At 67.3% G+C, this 15,870-nt stretch carries 15 protein-coding genes; 8 read left to right on the top strand and 7 right to left on the bottom strand.

The window, feature by feature from the left end; all coding sequences use genetic code 11:
- Window positions 1–33 precede the first annotated feature (33 nt).
- Entirely contained in the window at window positions 34–411 is a 378-nt protein-coding gene (locus OG965_RS40520) for a CU044_2847 family protein (protein WP_331723660.1), read from the bottom strand.
- A 185-nt stretch (window positions 412–596) separates the two neighbouring features.
- Between OG965_RS40520 and OG965_RS40515 the strand changes: the two genes are divergently transcribed.
- Window positions 597–1,709, top strand: a complete 1,113-nt coding sequence (locus OG965_RS40515; RefSeq protein WP_331723659.1) for an alpha/beta hydrolase-fold protein — start codon at window positions 597–599, stop codon at window positions 1,707–1,709.
- A gap of 22 nt (window positions 1,710–1,731) precedes the next feature.
- Here OG965_RS40515 and OG965_RS40510 read toward each other — a convergent pair whose 3' ends face one another.
- Window positions 1,732–2,517 carry an NAD(P)H-binding protein gene (locus OG965_RS40510; RefSeq protein WP_331723658.1) on the bottom strand — a complete coding sequence of 262 codons (786 nt, stop codon included), beginning with the start codon at window positions 2,515–2,517 and terminating at the stop codon, window positions 1,732–1,734.
- A gap of 457 nt (window positions 2,518–2,974) precedes the next feature.
- Between OG965_RS40510 and OG965_RS40505 the strand changes: the two genes are divergently transcribed.
- The gene (locus OG965_RS40505; RefSeq protein WP_331723657.1) at window positions 2,975–3,871 is read left to right on the top strand and encodes a serine protease; all 897 of its coding nucleotides are present in this window, start codon (window positions 2,975–2,977) and stop codon (window positions 3,869–3,871) included.
- Between the two features lie 111 nt (window positions 3,872–3,982).
- Here the strand turns inward: OG965_RS40505 and OG965_RS40500 are convergent, their stop codons facing one another.
- Genes OG965_RS40500 through OG965_RS40490 form a run of 3 tightly spaced genes read right to left on the bottom strand, consistent with a single transcriptional unit; the run spans window position 3,983 to window position 7,414 of the window.
- The gene (locus tag OG965_RS40500) at window positions 3,983–5,332 is read right to left on the bottom strand and encodes a cytochrome P450 (RefSeq protein WP_331723656.1); all 1,350 of its coding nucleotides are present in this window, start codon (window positions 5,330–5,332) and stop codon (window positions 3,983–3,985) included.
- Window positions 5,329–6,120, bottom strand: a complete 792-nt coding sequence (locus OG965_RS40495; RefSeq protein WP_331723655.1) for an SDR family NAD(P)-dependent oxidoreductase — start codon at window positions 6,118–6,120, stop codon at window positions 5,329–5,331. The genes OG965_RS40500 and OG965_RS40495 overlap by 4 nt, the downstream gene beginning before the upstream one ends.
- Window positions 6,121–6,163: 43 nt before the next feature.
- Window positions 6,164–7,414: an aminotransferase class I/II-fold pyridoxal phosphate-dependent enzyme gene (locus tag OG965_RS40490; RefSeq protein WP_331757691.1), complete on the bottom strand. Its 1,251-nt coding sequence runs from the start codon at window positions 7,412–7,414 to the stop codon at window positions 6,164–6,166.
- Window positions 7,415–7,639: 225 nt separating this feature from the next.
- Here OG965_RS40490 and OG965_RS40485 point away from each other — a divergent pair, with 225 nt between their 5' ends.
- Both OG965_RS40485 and OG965_RS40480 read left to right on the top strand, forming a co-directional pair.
- Window positions 7,640–8,548, top strand: coding sequence for a cellulose binding domain-containing protein (locus OG965_RS40485; protein ID WP_331723653.1), 909 nt, complete (start codon window positions 7,640–7,642; stop codon window positions 8,546–8,548).
- 53 nt (window positions 8,549–8,601) lie between these two features.
- The gene (locus OG965_RS40480; protein WP_331723652.1) at window positions 8,602–9,249 is read left to right on the top strand and encodes a lytic polysaccharide monooxygenase; all 648 of its coding nucleotides are present in this window, start codon (window positions 8,602–8,604) and stop codon (window positions 9,247–9,249) included.
- Here OG965_RS40480 and OG965_RS40475 read toward each other — a convergent pair.
- The gene (locus OG965_RS40475; RefSeq protein WP_331723651.1) at window positions 9,242–9,625 is read right to left on the bottom strand and encodes a hypothetical protein; all 384 of its coding nucleotides are present in this window, start codon (window positions 9,623–9,625) and stop codon (window positions 9,242–9,244) included. The two genes, OG965_RS40480 and OG965_RS40475, sit on opposite strands and share 8 nt — an antisense overlap.
- Before the next feature lie 204 nt (window positions 9,626–9,829).
- On the opposite strand from OG965_RS40475, the gene OG965_RS40470 reads away from it, so the two are divergent.
- Entirely contained in the window at window positions 9,830–10,432 is a 603-nt protein-coding gene (locus OG965_RS40470; RefSeq protein ID WP_331723650.1) for an SET domain-containing protein-lysine N-methyltransferase, read from the top strand.
- Window positions 10,433–10,466: 34 nt separating this feature from the next.
- Entirely contained in the window at window positions 10,467–11,939 is a 1,473-nt protein-coding gene (locus OG965_RS40465; RefSeq protein ID WP_331723649.1) for a SulP family inorganic anion transporter, read from the top strand.
- A gap of 15 nt (window positions 11,940–11,954) precedes the next feature.
- Here OG965_RS40465 and OG965_RS40460 read toward each other — a convergent pair whose 3' ends face one another.
- Window positions 11,955–12,233, bottom strand: coding sequence for a hypothetical protein (locus tag OG965_RS40460; RefSeq protein ID WP_331723648.1), 279 nt, complete (start codon window positions 12,231–12,233; stop codon window positions 11,955–11,957).
- A gap of 376 nt (window positions 12,234–12,609) precedes the next feature.
- Here OG965_RS40460 and OG965_RS40455 point away from each other — a divergent pair, with 376 nt between their 5' ends.
- Both OG965_RS40455 and OG965_RS40450 read left to right on the top strand, forming a co-directional pair.
- Window positions 12,610–14,235 carry an SGNH/GDSL hydrolase family protein gene (locus tag OG965_RS40455; RefSeq protein ID WP_371657217.1) on the top strand — a complete coding sequence of 542 codons (1,626 nt, stop codon included), beginning with the start codon at window positions 12,610–12,612 and terminating at the stop codon, window positions 14,233–14,235.
- 111 nt (window positions 14,236–14,346) lie between these two features.
- Window positions 14,347–15,747, top strand: coding sequence for a hypothetical protein (locus OG965_RS40450; protein WP_371657216.1), 1,401 nt, complete (start codon window positions 14,347–14,349; stop codon window positions 15,745–15,747).
- Window positions 15,748–15,870 lie beyond the last annotated feature (123 nt).

The raw sequence follows: 15,870 nt of genomic DNA, 5'->3' as shown, positions 1-15,870 counted from the left end.
TCCTCGCGCCCCCGGGATGGCGGGACGGCCGGGTCAACTCCCTTGCGCAGTATCGTCGGTCGCGCCGCCCCGTGTGTCACTCCTGTTCCAAGTCAGACTCACGGAGAAATTGGCCTCGGTGGCGGTGCTGGCGATGACGACGTCCGCCTCGGCCGACAGCGACACCCCGAATTCCAGGGTTATCTCGTCGGGCGAGTTCGCCAGATCCCTGAACCGTCCGACGAAACTCTCCGCGACGGGCCGTACGGTGTCCAGCATCTGCCCGAACGTCCGCTGGGCCCGTGTGACGGAGCCGTCGCCCCGGCCCACCCGTACGAGGCTCTCGTCCACCTCGCGGACCTGGACGCGAATCGTTTCGTCACTGCCGTCGGCCAGGGGCACTTCGACCGTACGGACAAGGCGTTCGCTCACGGCATCCTCCAGTTCGTCGGGAGTTGGGGATCATAGCGAGCGGGTGCGGGGCACCCGGTGGCGGCCTCGGGAACGGATCGCCCGCGAACGCCATCTACCGGGGTGCGCACCGACGGGACGGTAGAACTGGGCAAAGAGGATGCTCATTCACCATCCGGCCACCCGATAGAGAGTCTTCACGGTTCATGGGCCTGACAAGTACCACCGTTCTGCTGATGGCCGTGATCTGCACGGTGCTGCTGTTCGCCGCGACGATCTGGCTGTGGCCGTTCCTGGCGCGGCGGGCGTGGATGCCGGTCGTGGGCCGGGTGAGCCTGGTTCTGGCGATCCAGGTGCTGCTGTTCTCGTCGGTGGGACTGGCGGCGAACAGGACGTTCCTCTTCTACGGGTCGTGGGCGGACCTGTTCGGGCAGCAGACCGGTGTGGGGGTGCTCGGCACGCAGGCCATCGGCAACCCGGGGGTGAAGCTCGTGGGCAAGGAGGAGGTCCCCGTTCCGGGGTCCGGGACGCCCCACCTCAGCGGCGAGGTGCAGAAGATCTCGGTGCAGGGCGAGCGGTCGCGGATCGTCAGCCCGGCGTACGTGTATCTGCCGCCGGAGTACTTCCAGAAGGAGTACGAGAAGAAGACCTTCCCCGCCGCCGTCGTCCTCACCGGCTTCCCCGGCACCGCCGAGAACCTGCTGAAGGGGCTGCGCTACCCCAAGACGGCGTGGATGCAGGTCAAGCAGAAGAAGATGCAGCCGATGATCCTGGTGATGATGCGGCCGACGGTGGCGCCGCCGCGCAACACCCAGTGCATCGACATCCCCGGCGGCCCGCAGACGGAGACGTTCTTCGCCAAGGACCTGCCGAAGGCGATCTCGGGGACGTTCCGGGTGGGCACCGCGCCCCGTAACTGGGGCTTCATCGGTGACTCCACGGGCGGCTACTGCGCCCTGAAGCTCGCCCTCCAGCACCCCGAGGCGTACGCCGCCGGGGTGGGTTTGTCCGCCGACTACAACGCGGAGGTGGACCGCGACTCCGGCGACCTCTTCCACGGCAACAAGCGGGAGCAGAAGCGCGCCAACCTGCTGTGGAGCCTGGACCATCTACCGCAGGGCAACTCGTCGTTCCTGGTCACGACGTCGAAGCACGGCGAGACCAACTACCGGGCGACGCAGCAGTTCATCGCGAAGGTGCGTGCCCCCGCCCGCGTCTCGTCGATCACACTCGACACGGGCGGACACAACTTCAACACGTGGCGGCGGGAGATTCCGCCGGCGCTGGGGTGGTTGGGCGGGCGGCTGCGGGCGGGATGAGGGTCCAGAGCCTTCATCTTCATTACGCGACCTTCGCCACCTTCTCCACCTTCTCCGCCAGGAAGTCCTCCCAGGTGCGCGTCCCCACGACGGCGCCCTCCGTGAGGGAGAGGTTGTCCCCGGCGCGGTAGGCGCGGCCCGCCTTGCCCGGCACCCGTACGGGCATCATCAGCCGGTGCTTGCCGCGCGCCTGGAGGTACGTACGGTTCAGGTCCCCCATCCCGTACACCCTCGGCCCGGCGAGATCGGCCACCAGCCCGGCAGGCTCACCCAGGACCAACTCCACCAGCCGTGCAGCGACTTCACGCGAGTCGACCGGCTGAAAACGAATGCCGCCCGGCACCGGAACCACCGGCATCTTGGCCATCTTCTCCGCCATGGTGAGCACCAGGTCGTGGAACTGGGCCGCCCGCAGCGTCGTCCACGGAATCCCGGACTCCTCGATGGCCCGCTCGGCGCCGAGCTTGGCCTGGAAGTAGCCGAGAGGGACGGTGTCGGCGCCGATGACGGAGATGTAGACGAGGTGCTTGACCCCGGCGCGGGAGGCGGCGGCGACGAGGTTGCGGGTGGCGACGTCGTCCCCCTTGGGCCCACCGGCAAGATGAAGAACGGTCTCGACCCCGTCCACGGCGGCATCGATCCCCTCCCCCTTGAGCAGGTCACACCCCACGTACTCAACACCGCTGTCGCTGCTCTGACGGGGGCTCCGGCTGAGCACACGTACGGTACGCCCGGCCTTCCGCAGGAGGGGAACGACGTGGTTGCCGAGGGTGCCGGTGCCGCCGGTGACCAGGATGGGCTTCGCCATGACTCTTCGCTCCAGAACTCGCCTTCGTGCCCCGCCGGTTCGGCGAGGGGAGCCGCACTTCTCGGTGGCTCTGCTTCTGTGAAACGCGGGGGCGGGGGAACGTGACACGATCACGAGAAGTTTTTTCGGAGGGGTCACCTATCACGGCGTGATGGCCTCGGCAGTGCCGACGCGGCAGTTGGGCACCGGCGCGGTGAGCGCCCGGCGGCTGCCCACCGGTCTTCATCGTTCGCGCCGGGGGTTACTCATCCCCGAGGCATAAGCGCAGCAATTCCATCAAGGGACTACTCCCGAAAAGCATTTCGTCCTGATGAGTGCCTTGGGTGTGCCCTTCTCCAGGGAGCCAGTGACCGGCGGCAGGCGCATGGCTACGGTCATTCACAGGCTCCACCTCCCTCAGTCGCCACTTCACCAAGCCGCGCCCGGGCAAACCATCCCTCGAATACAGGAGAACGTCATGCGCATCTCTCAGAAAAGTTCCCGCCGCCGGAATCTCAAAGGGCTACTGGCAGCGACCGGCACTGTCGCGCTCATCGCAGCGTGCCCGGCAACAGCGACAGCGGCCAGTCCCGCACCGGTAGGCCAGCAACAGAAGATTCACCCCATCATCGGCGGCAAAGAGGTACCCGTCGACGGACTCCCGTTCATGGCCGCCCTGCTGCACAAGGGCAAGGGCAGCGCTTCAGATCGCCAGTTCTGCGGCGGCTCGCTGATCGACCCTGAGACGATTCTGACGGCCGCCCACTGTGTCGCAGGCGAGACCGCCTCCAAGATGGAGGTAGTTGTCGGGCGCACGGTGCTGTCGAATGACCGCCAGGGGCAGGTCCGCAATGTCGACGAATTCGTCGTCCATGCCCGTTACGCCGACTCGGGCAATGACTACGACGTGGCTCTGATCACCCTCGACAATCCCGTCGAAGGAATCACCCCCGTCAAACTGCCGACCCCGGGCACGGATGCCCTGATCCGCCCTGGTGCACTGGCCACGGTCGCCGGTTGGGGCAACACCGACACCTCGATGGACCACTTCCCGGACCGGCTCCGCCAGGTGGATGTCCCCATCCTCTCGCACCCTGAATGCAAGACGAGCTACCCGGATTACAACGAGCAGGTCAATGTGTGTGCGGGCGTCGAGGGCAAGGACTCCTGCCAAGGAGACAGCGGAGGTCCGTTGTTCCGCACCGTACCCGGCAGGCAGGACCCGATCCAGATCGGAATCGTCTCCTACGGCGACGGCTGCGGCGAACGGGGGGCGCCCGGCGTCTACACCTCCACCAGTTCGGCCGAGCTGTGGGACACCTTCGCCCCCGACAGCGCGGCGGGGAAGAAGTTCCAGCACAAGCTCGGCCGGTAGCATCGCCCGGCATCGGTGAGACAACAGGCCTCCGCCTCGGCTTTCGCGAGGCGGAGGCCCACCCTCCTCGACCCCTGCCGTCCCACCCGGCGGACGTTCGTGTCCAACGCCCTAGCGCGGCCGGGCAGGCGCGGTGCTGACGACGGTTCCGCCTGCCGGGGCGACCATGTCCCTGGCCGATACGCCCGGCTGGACCCGGTCGGCCCTCAGCCGGAGGTCCGGATGCGTGAGCAGCGTCGCGACAATGGCCGGGACCTCGTACATCACATACGTGGCCGCGATGCACTTGCGGGCCCCGCCGCCGAACGGCAGCCAGGTGTAGATGTCCGGCCTGGCGTCACCGAGAAATCGTTCGGGGCGGAAGGCCAAGGGGTCGGAATAGGTCGCGGCCCTCCGCTGGGCGCCGTAACTGTTGCCCGCGACATGAGTTCCGACCGGCAGCTCGTACCCGCCGACGGTGAATCCGGGCTGGAGCACCAGCCTCGGGATGATCGGGTTGATCGGGTAGAGACGCATCGCCTCGGTGACGGCGGCGTGGAGGTAGGGCAGTTGCTCCAGGTGGGGGACCGCGAGCCTGTCCCCGGCCGTGGCCCGGTCGATCTCACCTCGGATCCGGTCGACGACCTCGCGGTGGGAGAGGATCGCCTCAAGCACCCATGCGAGGGTGTACGCGACGGTCTCCTGCCCTGATCCGAGGAGCATGACGACGATGTCGCGGACAACGGAGTCGCTCAGCGGCTCCCCGTCGTTCTTCTCCGCCTGATGCAGCGCGGTGATGATGTCGTTCTCCACCGGACGAGGCCGCTCGCGGCGCTCGGCGATCTCCTTGTAGAGCAACTCGTCCATCCGGCGGCGGGCCTTGTGATAGCGGCGCCAGGGGCCGACGTTCATGTTGATGAGCGCCGGGATGTTGAAGACCGCCGCTTGGCGGGATTCCTTCAGGAAGTCCAACAGAACGGTCTTGACGGACTCCGACTCTTCCGGCTGGTCGAAGCCGAGGAACTTCTTGATGAGTACGTCGGTGGTAATGGACGCCAGGTCCCCCGCCATGGATATGTCGGCCCGCGCAGGCCATCGACTCATGGCGTCATACGTTGCGTCGATGGCGATCTGCTGCCCCTTCTTCAGGTTCTCACGGTGGAAGTACGGCATGAGAAACCGCCTCTGCCACGCATGCTCGGAACCGTCCCGGGTCAGCAGGCTCTTCCTGCCGAAGACGGGGTCCAGCATCCACCTGGCCCGGCCCGCCGACAGCACGGCGGGAGGTGCCGTGAAGATCTTCTTGATGTCGTCGGGATCGCTTGCCACGACGAAGTCGCCCCAGCCCCATATCCTCATCGCGAAGAGGTCGCCGTAACGTGCCTGGTTGTCGGCCAGTACGGCGTAGGGCGTGCGCGCGAGCTGGAGCGCCTGGATGAGGGAACTCTTCGAGGGGCCGGGCGGGAGGTTACGAGAGGTCACGCCGCTGCCCCCCTTTCCCGCTCTTTGCCGAGGTCGTACCCGTACAGTTTGCTTGCACGATTGGGCATCAGCCGTATCAGACAGGCAAGGAACGCATACCAGCGACGCGGGACACTGACAACCTTTCCTTTTCGCAGGTCGGCCAACGCGGTGCGGACAAGGAAATCGGGAGCGATCCACCCGAAAGACGTCGCGTCCCGGATTCCGGCGGAGGCATTGAACTCGGTGCGCACATCGCCCGGGCACAGAGCCATCATCCTGACGTTGCTGGCCCGGACGGCCCGGCTATACGCCATCGCCTCCGTGTGGGAAAGCACCAGGGACTTGCTCGGTCCATAGCTGGAGTCGAGCCACGCCGGAGCCATTCCCGCGATGCTGGATACGTTGATGATCGCCCCCCGATCGCGCTTGAGCATCATCTGGAGAGCCGTCAGCGAGAGCTCGACCTTCGCCAACCCGTTCACCTCCAGGAGATACATCTCGTCCTCGACCGGGTTGCGGCTCGCCGGCATCGCGTACCCGATCCCCGCGTTGTTGACCAAGAGGTCGATGTCCCCTTGCCGCAACCGGCTCAGGACCGCGGCCCGTCCGGTCTTGGTGCCGAGATCCGCTGCCAGGATCTCGGCTTGGGAGAAGGACATGTCGGACAGCTCCGCCGCCGTCTCCTCAAGCTTCACCTCACTGCGGGCGACGAGGACGAGCCGGTAGCCGCGAACCGCCAGTTGTCGGGCGAATTCGCGCCCGATTCCGGAACTCGCGCCCGTGATCAGGGCCGTGGGAGACGACACACTCGAACTGCTTTCTGTGCGGGCTGCGCGGGGACGCTCGGCTTCACGACGCCGGCTGCTCGGTGCCGAAGCCGGGGATCGTCTCCCGGAGAGCGGCGAACGCGTCGACGATCTTTTTGATGTCGTCGTCATCGAACCCGGCGGTGACGCTGAGGCGGAGCAGTGGATCGGGAGAGCCCGGCGGGATGAAAGGGTTGGCATAGACGCCGTGTTCCGACAGCAGCCTGCTCTGCGCCTCGATCGCACCGATCATCTCCTTCTGGAGCAGGTCGAGATCGCCGCTGGAACCGAAAAGGCCCTTGAGGGAGACGGGGACAACGGGGGTGACACCCGTCGCATCGAATCCCAGAGCGCGAAGCTCCTCGCGCAGGGTGTTCGCCATGTGGAGCGCGTGATCAGAACGGTGCGGCTCCTGCCGCATGATCTCCAGAGCGCACAGGGCGGCAGCGGTCAGGGCGGGGGCCAGGGCGGCTGCGAACATATGGCTCGGGCACTGTGCCGCGAAATGGTGCATGGCTTCTCGGGAAGTACACAGGAAGCCACCCGAGGAGCCGAAGCTCTTGCTGAACGTACCCGTGATGTAGTCGATTTGATCAGCAAGACCGAAGTGCGCGGCGGTGCCTCGACCAGCACCCAGGACGCCCACACCGTGCGCGTCGTCCAAGAAGATCTCCGCACCGAACTCCCGCGCGACGGCCACGATGTCGGGCAGCGCGGCGAGGTCGCCCTCCACGGAGTACGTGCCCTCGACGACGATCAGGATGTTGCTGGTTTTCTCCGAGACCTTCTGGAGTCCAGCCCGCAACTCGGACACGTCGTTGTGGGCGAACCGAGCGACATACTTGGGGCGGCCGAGCCTGATTCCGTCGATCAGGGAAGCGTGGATCGACTCATCGCTCACGACCGCGGTGTCGTAGTTGAACCGGATGATCTGGGAGAGCGGGCCGACGTTGGCCAGCAGGCCGGCGGCGAACACCATGCCGGCTTCCTTCCCGACCCACTCGGCCAGCTCGTCCTCCAGCTGGGCGTGGATGTCGAGATACCCGTTCATCAACGGGGACCCGGTGATGCCCACGCCGTAGCGGTCGATCGCGTCGTGCGCCGCCCGGGTGACCCGGGGATCGGTGGACAGGTCCAGATAGTCGTTTCCGGCGGCGAGCAGCGTGGGCTCGCCGTCGAACTCGATGGTCGTTCCGCTTTTCCCTGTCACTTTTCGGTAATAGGGGTTCCCCACTTCATTGATTTTCGCATACCTGACGCATACGGGGCAGGATTCCGCACGGTGGAGCGGCATGATGTTCTCTCCTCGGATCACGACACCTGAGGCACAGTCACGGCCCAGGAAATCGTGGCCCTCTTCGTGGTTCAAGGGATGGGGAGGTGCCTCGCACGTGCCCAGCGGCTTATTCAGGTGGGGCGCCGATCGTCTCCACCTAAGTCATTCCTGATGCCGACTTCCCGAACTTTCGTCTGCGGTTGACTCTTCAGCAGTTCACGATCAGACCGCAGGGAGAAGCCGATGAAGCAGATGAGGCAGCTGCACTCCAGGAGGAAGCGGAAGAGAGTCCTGGGGTCCGCTGCGGTGATCGCCACCCTCGGACTCGTTCCCACCGTCGCGATGGCGACACACGACGACCACGGCGGGGGAAACCTGTCCGGAAGTCTGGAGGCCGGAAGCGGGAACACCTGGTACGCGGGCGGAAAGTTCCGTATCTCCAACAAGTCCGGAACCCCCGCTGACAGCTGGAAGCTCGAATTCGACGTCGTAGGAGGGAAATTCGACAACCATTCGTCCTGGAACACCACGGCCGTCCAGTCCGGCGGCCACGTGAAGCTCACCCCGAAGGAAGGTCATCCGCTGCGCCCCTCGGGCACGCAGGACGTGTTGTGGGGCATCAGCGGGCAGGGCACCTCCGGACTCCGCATCACGAACTGCTCGCTGGATGGGGACTCGGTCAAGGGATGTGAGAGCGACGGGCACGCGCATCCGGCCGAGCCCGAGGAATCCGCCAAGAAGCCACCGGCTGCCCCCGCCTCCCCGGCTGCCCCTCCCGTCGTACCCGCTCCCGCGGAGCCGGACAGCCGCGCTCCCGCGCCGGACGGCGGCAGCCCCTCCGGCACCACGGGGGCCGCGCTCGCCGGTCTCTCCGTCCGCGCGGAATCGAAGACGGACGGCGCCACCAAACTCCGTCTGCTCCAGCTGACCTGGGCGGCGCCCGGCGGCTCCGACGCGATGCGGCGCTACGAGGTGTACGTGGACGGTCGGCTCGCCTCCACCGTCTATACGACGGCGGTGCGCGGAAAGGTCGCACAGACACTGCCCGTCGGCTCGTCCCCCGTATCCGCCATGAAGATCAAGATCAGGGCTCAGCAGAACGACGGACGTTGGAGTGCCTTCTCCTCCGAGCAGACGGTCTCCGTCCCGTGACGGTGACCGCTCACCCCGCCCCCGGGCAACCGACGAGTAGGCAGATCATCACCATGAGGAAACACCTCGCGGCCACGGCCTGCGCGCTGCTGCTGGCTCCCCTGGCCCTCACCACCGGGGGCACGGCCTCCGCACACGGTACGTCGTCGTCTCCCCCCAGCCGGGCCCTGGTCTGCAAGGACCTCGGAGTCGTGAAGGGGGGCGGCGGCCGTACGCCGAACAAGGCGTGCAACGCCGCCTATCAGCGCAGTGGGGAGTCCCCTTTCAGCGACTGGATGAGTGTGGCGCAGATCGACGTGGCCGGCCGCCACCGGTCCTTCCTGCCCGACGGGAAGCTGTGCAGCGGCAATCAGCCCAAATTCTCCGGGCTCGATCTCGCGCGTGACGACTGGCCCGCCCAGAAGCTGCCGTCGAACACCGAGCAGACCTTGGTGTTCAAGGAGACGGCCCGCCACGCCCCCAGCCACTTCGAGTACTACGTCACCAAGGACGGCTACAACCCCACCAAGCCGCTGGCCTGGAAGGACCTGGAGGCCATCCCCTTCCTCGTCGCCCAACAACCCGCGCTCGACACCCGGACGAGCTGGGCCACCCAACTGCCCGCCAAGAAGGGCAGGCATCTCGTCTTCACCATCTGGCAGCGCGAACTCCCTTCCAGCGGGGAGGCGTTCTACGCCTGCTCGGACGTGGACTTCACCTGACGGACAGGTTCCACGCGACGGGTTCGAGCGGGGCGCCGGGGTTGTCCGGGGTCCCGGGTATCGCGCGAGTGATCCCCGCGTCTGTGACTGTCCAGGATTGGCCCGGGGACGATTCGATTTCCGCGGTCCGCTTTCCGTCACATGTCACGACGGTCAGACTCACCTTGATGAAACCGGTCATGGTGAACCATCCGCCGGCCGGTTTGAAGTAGCCGCCGAGAAACGCCAGCACCTCCTCCTTCACGTCCTCGCTCCCGCCGGCCGGAATCCTCAGGAAGGGGCTGGGGGCGGCAAAGGTGCTGAAGGCCGGCATCACATAGATGTCCCGGTCGAGATGGTTGGTGACGCGGATGTCCTGGTTCGCACCCCATGCCATGACGTACTCCTCGCTCGGCGCCGGACCCGCCCACCCCTTGCCCGATCCTCCGTCCCACCAGGGCGGAACTTGAACGCTTTTGCACGCATGCGAGCAACGCACCCGAGGCGTTGTCACCGGCCGAACGATTGCTTGAAAACGTCGTGCGCGGGCGTTAGACATACTCGCAGACCGGCACGTTTCCCCTTTAATGAGGTTGACTGCATGACCGAGCTCGCTTCAGCGTTGACCGACGAACAGAGCACACTGGTTCTCATGGGGCCGCTCACCGAGACAGCTCCTCTTGTGAGCCATGGGGAAATACAGGTGGGGGTACTGCGAACGGCCGGTGAATACGCGCTGATCGCCTGCGAACCCGCGCGGGCGGGGGCGCCGCTGTTCGAGGTGCACGGCGAGCCGACGAACGTACCGAGCCGGTATTCCGTACAGGTCGGCAAGGACGTGCACCTCGATCTGCCCGAGGGTGTGGGGAACGAGGAAACCATGGACGCGTACTTCTGGCGGTTCATGAATCACAGTTGCTCGCCGAATTCCAGGATCGCGGGGCGGCAGGTGCTCGCGGCCACCGACATCGGTGTGGGCGACGAGATCACGTTTCACTACAGCACCACCGAGTTCTTCATGGCCGAGCCGTTCGACTGCCGGTGCGGGAGCGTGAACTGCGCGGGCCACATCGCCGGCTTCACGATGGCTTCGGACGCCGAGCGCGAGCGGCTGCGGCCGTGGCTGGCTCAGCATCTGCTGACGGGCGGCCCGGCGCCTGTTGCCAGTGCGCCGGAGCCCGTCGGCCCGGCCGCCGCACCGTGATCCTCGCGGCCGTACGGCCTCCCGGCGCCCCCACATGAGGCGGGTCCGGCTCTCGCGTGCCGACGTGACCGCATCGCTCGTGGTGTTCCTGGTGGCGCTGCCCCTGTGTGTCGGGGTGGCGGTGGCCTCGGGGGTGCCTGCCGAACTGGGGCTGGTCACCGGCATCGTGGGCGGACTGCTCACCGGGCTGCTGCCCGGCAGCAGCCTCCAGGTCAGCGGGCCCGCCGCCGGACTCACGGTGCTGGTGTACGAGGCCGTGGAGACGTACGGGCCCGGCGCGCTCGGTGTCCTCGTGCTGCTGGCCGGGCTGCTCCAGATCGCCCTGGGCGCGCTGAAGCTGGGGCGCTGGTTCCGGGCGATTTCCACCGGGGTGGTCCAGGGCATGTTGGCGGGGATCGGGGTCGTCCTGGTCGCCGGGCAGCTCTACACCCTCACCGGCGCACACGCCCATGGCAGCGGGCTCGCCAACCTCGCCGGGCTGCCCGACCTCGCCCTGCACACCGTGCGTTCCGACGACGCCGCCACCGCCCTGGGCATCGGCGGGAATACCATCGCCATCCTGATCGGGTGGCCCCGCTTGCGCCGCGCCGCGCGCGTCCTGCCCGCGCCGCTCCTCGCCACCGCGCTGGCCACGGGCGCGGTCGCGCTGCTCCATCTACCTGTACCGCGCCTTGAGGTCAACGGACTTGCCTACGCCGTCTCTCTGCCCGAGCGCGAGGACTTCGGCCGCCTGACCGGCGGGCCGGTGCTGCTGAGCGCGCTCGGCACGCTCGTGGCCTTCACGCTGATCGCGTCGGCCGAGTCCCTGTTCAGCGCCGCCGCGGTGGACCGGCTGCACGACGGGCCGCGTACCGACTTCGACAAGGAGCTCATCGCGCAGGGCGTGGGCAACTCGGTCTGCGGGATGCTCGGTTCGCTGCCGATGACCGCCGTCATCGTCCGCAGCGCCGCCAACGTCCAAGCAGGCGCCCGTACGAAACTCTCCCGCGTCCTGCACGGCATCTGGCTGCTGCTCTTCGCCGCCGCCTTCCCGGCCGCTCTGGGTGTCATCCCGCTGGCCGCGCTGGCGGGGGTACTCGTCCACGCGGGCTGCAAGCTCATCCCCGTACGGGACTTCGTCCGGATGTGGCGCACCCACCGGGCAGAAGCGGTCGTCCTGGCCGTCACCGCCTCCGCGATCGTGGCGACCAACCTCTTCGAGGGGGTACTCGCTGGGCTGCTCGTCGCCGTCGCCAAGTCGGCGTGGGAGACGTCTCGGGTGCAGTTGGAGGTCGAGGACACCGAGGGGGGCGGCCTGCGGGTGCGCGCCACCGGCAACGCCACCTTCCTGCGACTGCCCGCGCTCCTCGACCAGCTGGAGGCGCTGCCGCGCGACCGCCCGCTCGAACTCGACCTCAGCGGGCTGCGCCACCTCGACCACGCCTGCGCGACCGCGTTCGAGAGCTGGTCGAAGCAGGCCCATCACCCGGCTCGGACGCACCGGCTCCCGAGCGCGCGGCCCGCGTAGCGCCGCCCGAGGCGTTCAACAGGGCGGGAACACCGCCATGCCGGGCTTTCGGCGCGACCCACCGCGCAGTCGCAGTCTCTCCTGCTCGACCGTCACCAAGGCCAGTTCCAGAGCGTCGATACGGCTCCGGAGACCAGCCTGCTGTTCGAGCAACCTGCGGCACTCGACGAGCAGTTCGTCGCGCTCCTCCTCCAGCGCCACGGCCTCCTGCGCATCGAGCTCGCCGGTGGCCGCGGCCATCCGGAGCTCGGCCAGTTCGGTGGTACGGATCAGCTGGTACGACGAGAAATGCACGCGGACCTTCCCAACGGGCCGTGGTCCGACCGTGGTCCGGCCGGGGCAGCTTCGAGCTCCCGGCAGCGAGTATCACCGCTGCGGTGCCGTCCGCGGAGAGGTACGGGACGTGCCTCGCAGGTGCCTCCTTCTGAATCCGGGTACCTCCTCCTGGGTCCGCGTGCTTCCACCGCCGACCGATTGCAGACACCTCCTTCCACGGATGGATCCGCATTCCCGATCGTCTGCCTTTGGATATCTCCCAACAGACGAAACGGACGAGTGGACATCAGCTTGCCCCCTATCTCCTGGAGCAGGTTTGCACAAAAGGAAGCACAATATACGAGCATTACTCGCAGTAAGTCTGACCCTGAGTGCCGGGGGCACCGCGCTCGCCATGAACGCCGCACACGGCTCCGCCCCGCAGCAGTCGAGCGTCAGCAGCAAGAAGCCCGGCGCCTGCGCCGGGGTTCCCGCCCCGGGACGGGGTCTTCCCACCCCGGGACGCGCGGGCAGCGAGCCTGACACCCCCTCAGCTGTCGATCCCGCCACACCGGCTGCACCCGACACACCCGCCGCACCGGCCGAACCCGGCGCGCCTGCCGAACCCGCCGCACCCAGCACGCCCGCCGAACCGACTGCGCCCGATGCCGGAGCCACCGCCGAGGCCAGCCCCGAGGCCGGTGCCAGTACCGGTGTCGGCGCCGAGCCCGGTGCCGAAGCCGGTTACAAGGCCGATCCCGGCGTCCCCGAACCCACCAATGGTGCCGCCGGTGCCGAGGGTACGAGCCCTCCGGGTGCCAACGGCGACGCCACCCAGCCCACCGAACCCGCCCCACCCGCCGACGGCAGCGCATCGCCGAACTGCCGGGGCAACGAAGGCAAGCCCGCGGCCATTGTCTCCATGGGCGACAGTTTCATCTCCGGTGAGGGAGGCCGGTGGGCGGGCAACGGCAGTTATTGGGGGCAGAACAGCGGATCTGTCCTGGGGACCGACCGGGCAGCTATGAACTGCAACGCGTCCGAGAGCTCGTGCACCCAAGACGTCGCCCGGATTTATGGAGACACCGCGGACAACTGCGACCGCTCCGACGTGGCAGAGATCAAGGGAGCGGATATTGACGGGATCCCGCCGGACCGACGCTTCAACATCGCCTGCTCCGGCGCCGAGACGAGGCATGTGATCAGCGAGAGCTTCAAGGGCGAGAAGCCGCAGACGGAACAGCTCGCCAAAATCGCATCGTCCAACAACGTCAAAGCGATCGCGTTGTCCATCGGCGGAAATGACCTGAAGTTCGCCGACATCCTCGAAAGCTGCGCCAAGCAGTTCCTGAATCCTGTAGGCGGCCCCTGCAAGGGCGATCAGGAGCCCAATTTCTCGGGCAGCCTTCAGCGCATGAAGACCGGAGTCGCTTCCTCGGTGGATGCCATCCGCAAGGTGATGCGTGACGCCGGCTACGACGACGGCGCCTACACGCTGGTGCTCCAGTCCTACCCGAACCCGCTGCCCGCCGCCGACCAGATCCGCTCTACCAGCGAGAGCTACCGCCGCTACACCAGGGACGGTTTCCCCTTCTACAACGCGGATTCCAACTGGGCACACAAGTCCGTCGTCCCCCGTATCAGTGCAACGCTGCGCGCTCTGGCCAAGAGCAAGGATGCCGTCTTCCTCGACCTGGCTGATGCGTTCGCCGGGCACGAACTGGGCGCCAAAACCTCCCAGTTGGCGGCTAAGGACAATACCTCGGCCAAGCCATTGACCGGAGATCGAGCCGAATGGATCCGCTGGATCCCCTTTCTGCTCAAGGTCGGAGTCACGCAAGGGAGCAAGCAGGAGGCAGTTCACCCCAACGCCTACGGCCAGAAGGCGCTCAGCCGCTGCCTGACCGAGACCGTTCGCCAGCACACCGGCGGGCAGAGCGAGTTCAGCTGCAAGGCCGCCGGCGGCGGAGGGCCGGAGACGGTACAGGTCTCAGCCGGCGGAAGCGGGTCGGTGTCTACGCCAGGGGGTGGGGCCGATTGACGCTCGTCTGACCTGAGATGTCTCCCCCTTGGGCGCGTGGGAAACCATGCGCCCCTACCCCCTGGAGCAGATTTGCACAAAAGGAAGCACAAATTACGAGCAGCACTCGCAGTGAGCCTGACGCTGAGTGCCGGGGGCACGGCCCTCGCTGTGAACGCCGCACACGGCACCACCCCGTCACACTCGAACGTCAACAGCAAGGCGTTGGCCGCTTGTTCCGGCCTCCCCGCCCCTGGTGCCACGGGCGGCACGCCCGCCACCGCCGGAGGCACTGCCGCAGGCACCGGCGGTACCGGAGTCCCCGGCCGCGCTCCTGGGACCGCCGGAAGTACGGGTGGTAGCGCCGGCACCGGCGCCAAGGACGGCCCTTCCAGCGCCACCACCACCCCCACCACCCCCACCAAAGAACCTGACGGTACCGACGACAAGAAACCCCCCACCAACACTCCCACCCAAGACCCTGCCGACACCGGCGACCAGACCGGCGCCGCCAAGTCTCCCGCCCCCGACACCGCCGACATCCCGGAACCCACCGCCAGCCCCGACGACAGGAGCACCCCCGACAACAGCAACGCACCCACCGACACCGACACCGACAAGGAGGCACCTGCCTCCAGCACTGACACCGAACTCCCCACCGACGGCACAAACGTCACTGGCAACGACGACGACAACACCAACGCACCCGAAGGGAGCACAGCCGAGGAGGACGAACAAGCCGAGCAGGGCGAACAAGCCGAGGAGCCCGGACAAGCCGAGCCGAGCGACCAAACCGACGAAGGGGCAGATGTTCAGACCGAGGCCGCGCCCGGATGCCCGCCCGCCGGGGCAGGAGGAACGGGCAGCACCACCCCGGCGCCCCCGGCATCCCCGGCACCTCCACGGCCCGCAACGCCCTCGACTCCGGCGAAGCCGGTGACCGAGGAGGACCCGTCGGCGGGCATCGACATCCACTGCGTACCCGCCGAGAAGAAGGCGGCGAACAAGCCGCAGAGCAGCATCTGCCCCACCGACCCCAAGAGCGGCGGGCCAGGTCGACAGGGTCGTAGCGCACCGACATGGGCCGAGGGGCCGGGACTTCCTTCGGCGCAGAATCCGGGAGCCGTATTCACCAAGGAACTGTACGAGCGGATCGCGAATCTGAAGAACGACGATTTCGTACGGATTCGGGACCGCGTTCTTCAGCAGTCCCCCTCGGATCCCGGATGGGCACGGCTGCAGCGCAGTTTCTACGCGAACGGCTGCACAGGAGTGTCGTGGGTGAGTCAGCAGACCCTCAACGCCTGCCTTCAGCACGACTTCCGATACACCGCTGGTCCCAACCTGTCCCCGGGGACCTTCTCGTCCGAGAGGGACGCTGCCAATGTTCAGCTCGGAGACAATGTCGGCGGCGGCACGGGCTGGTTGGCGAAGTGGCTGACAAAGGCCGCCGGGGGGCTCTTCTACTCGGCTACGCCGACAGCCGGCCGGCCTGTGGGAGACCTTTTCGGAATCATGAAGCAAGGTGCGTGACATGCCGGATGGGCAGGGGGGCTGACGGGGTGGCGCGGGGCGGTGCGGAAGAACTCGGCCGTCCGGCGTCCCCCGTCCCCGTCACGTGAGTGGGTTCAGCGCCTGGGGCAGCCCCCACGTTCC

The organism is Streptomyces sp. NBC_00224 (assembly GCF_041435195.1).
In the GTDB taxonomy this organism is placed as follows: Bacteria; Actinomycetota; Actinomycetes; order Streptomycetales; family Streptomycetaceae; genus Streptomyces.
This window is presented reverse-complemented; position numbering and strand designations above follow the sequence as displayed.

What these genes read in the sequence shown, in the direction of transcription:
- OG965_RS40515 (WP_331723659.1), top strand. Translation starts at nt 597, where the DNA reads ATGGGCCTGACAAGTACCACCGTTCTGCTGATGGCCGTGATCTGCACG.
- OG965_RS40510 (WP_331723658.1), bottom strand. Translation starts at nt 2,517, where the DNA reads ATGGCGAAGCCCATCCTGGTCACCGGCGGCACCGGCACCCTCGGCAAC.
- OG965_RS40505 (WP_331723657.1), top strand. Translation starts at nt 2,975, where the DNA reads ATGCGCATCTCTCAGAAAAGTTCCCGCCGCCGGAATCTCAAAGGGCTA.
- OG965_RS40490 (WP_331757691.1), bottom strand. Translation starts at nt 7,414, where the DNA reads ATGCCGCTCCACCGTGCGGAATCCTGCCCCGTATGCGTCAGGTATGCG.
- OG965_RS40485 (WP_331723653.1), top strand. Translation starts at nt 7,640, where the DNA reads ATGAAGCAGATGAGGCAGCTGCACTCCAGGAGGAAGCGGAAGAGAGTC.
- OG965_RS40480 (WP_331723652.1), top strand. Translation starts at nt 8,602, where the DNA reads ATGAGGAAACACCTCGCGGCCACGGCCTGCGCGCTGCTGCTGGCTCCC.
- OG965_RS40475 (WP_331723651.1), bottom strand. Translation starts at nt 9,625, where the DNA reads ATGGCATGGGGTGCGAACCAGGACATCCGCGTCACCAACCATCTCGAC.
- OG965_RS40470 (WP_331723650.1), top strand. Translation starts at nt 9,830, where the DNA reads ATGACCGAGCTCGCTTCAGCGTTGACCGACGAACAGAGCACACTGGTT.
- OG965_RS40465 (WP_331723649.1), top strand. Translation starts at nt 10,467, where the DNA reads ATGAGGCGGGTCCGGCTCTCGCGTGCCGACGTGACCGCATCGCTCGTG.
- OG965_RS40455 (WP_371657217.1), top strand. Translation starts at nt 12,610, where the DNA reads ATGAACGCCGCACACGGCTCCGCCCCGCAGCAGTCGAGCGTCAGCAGC.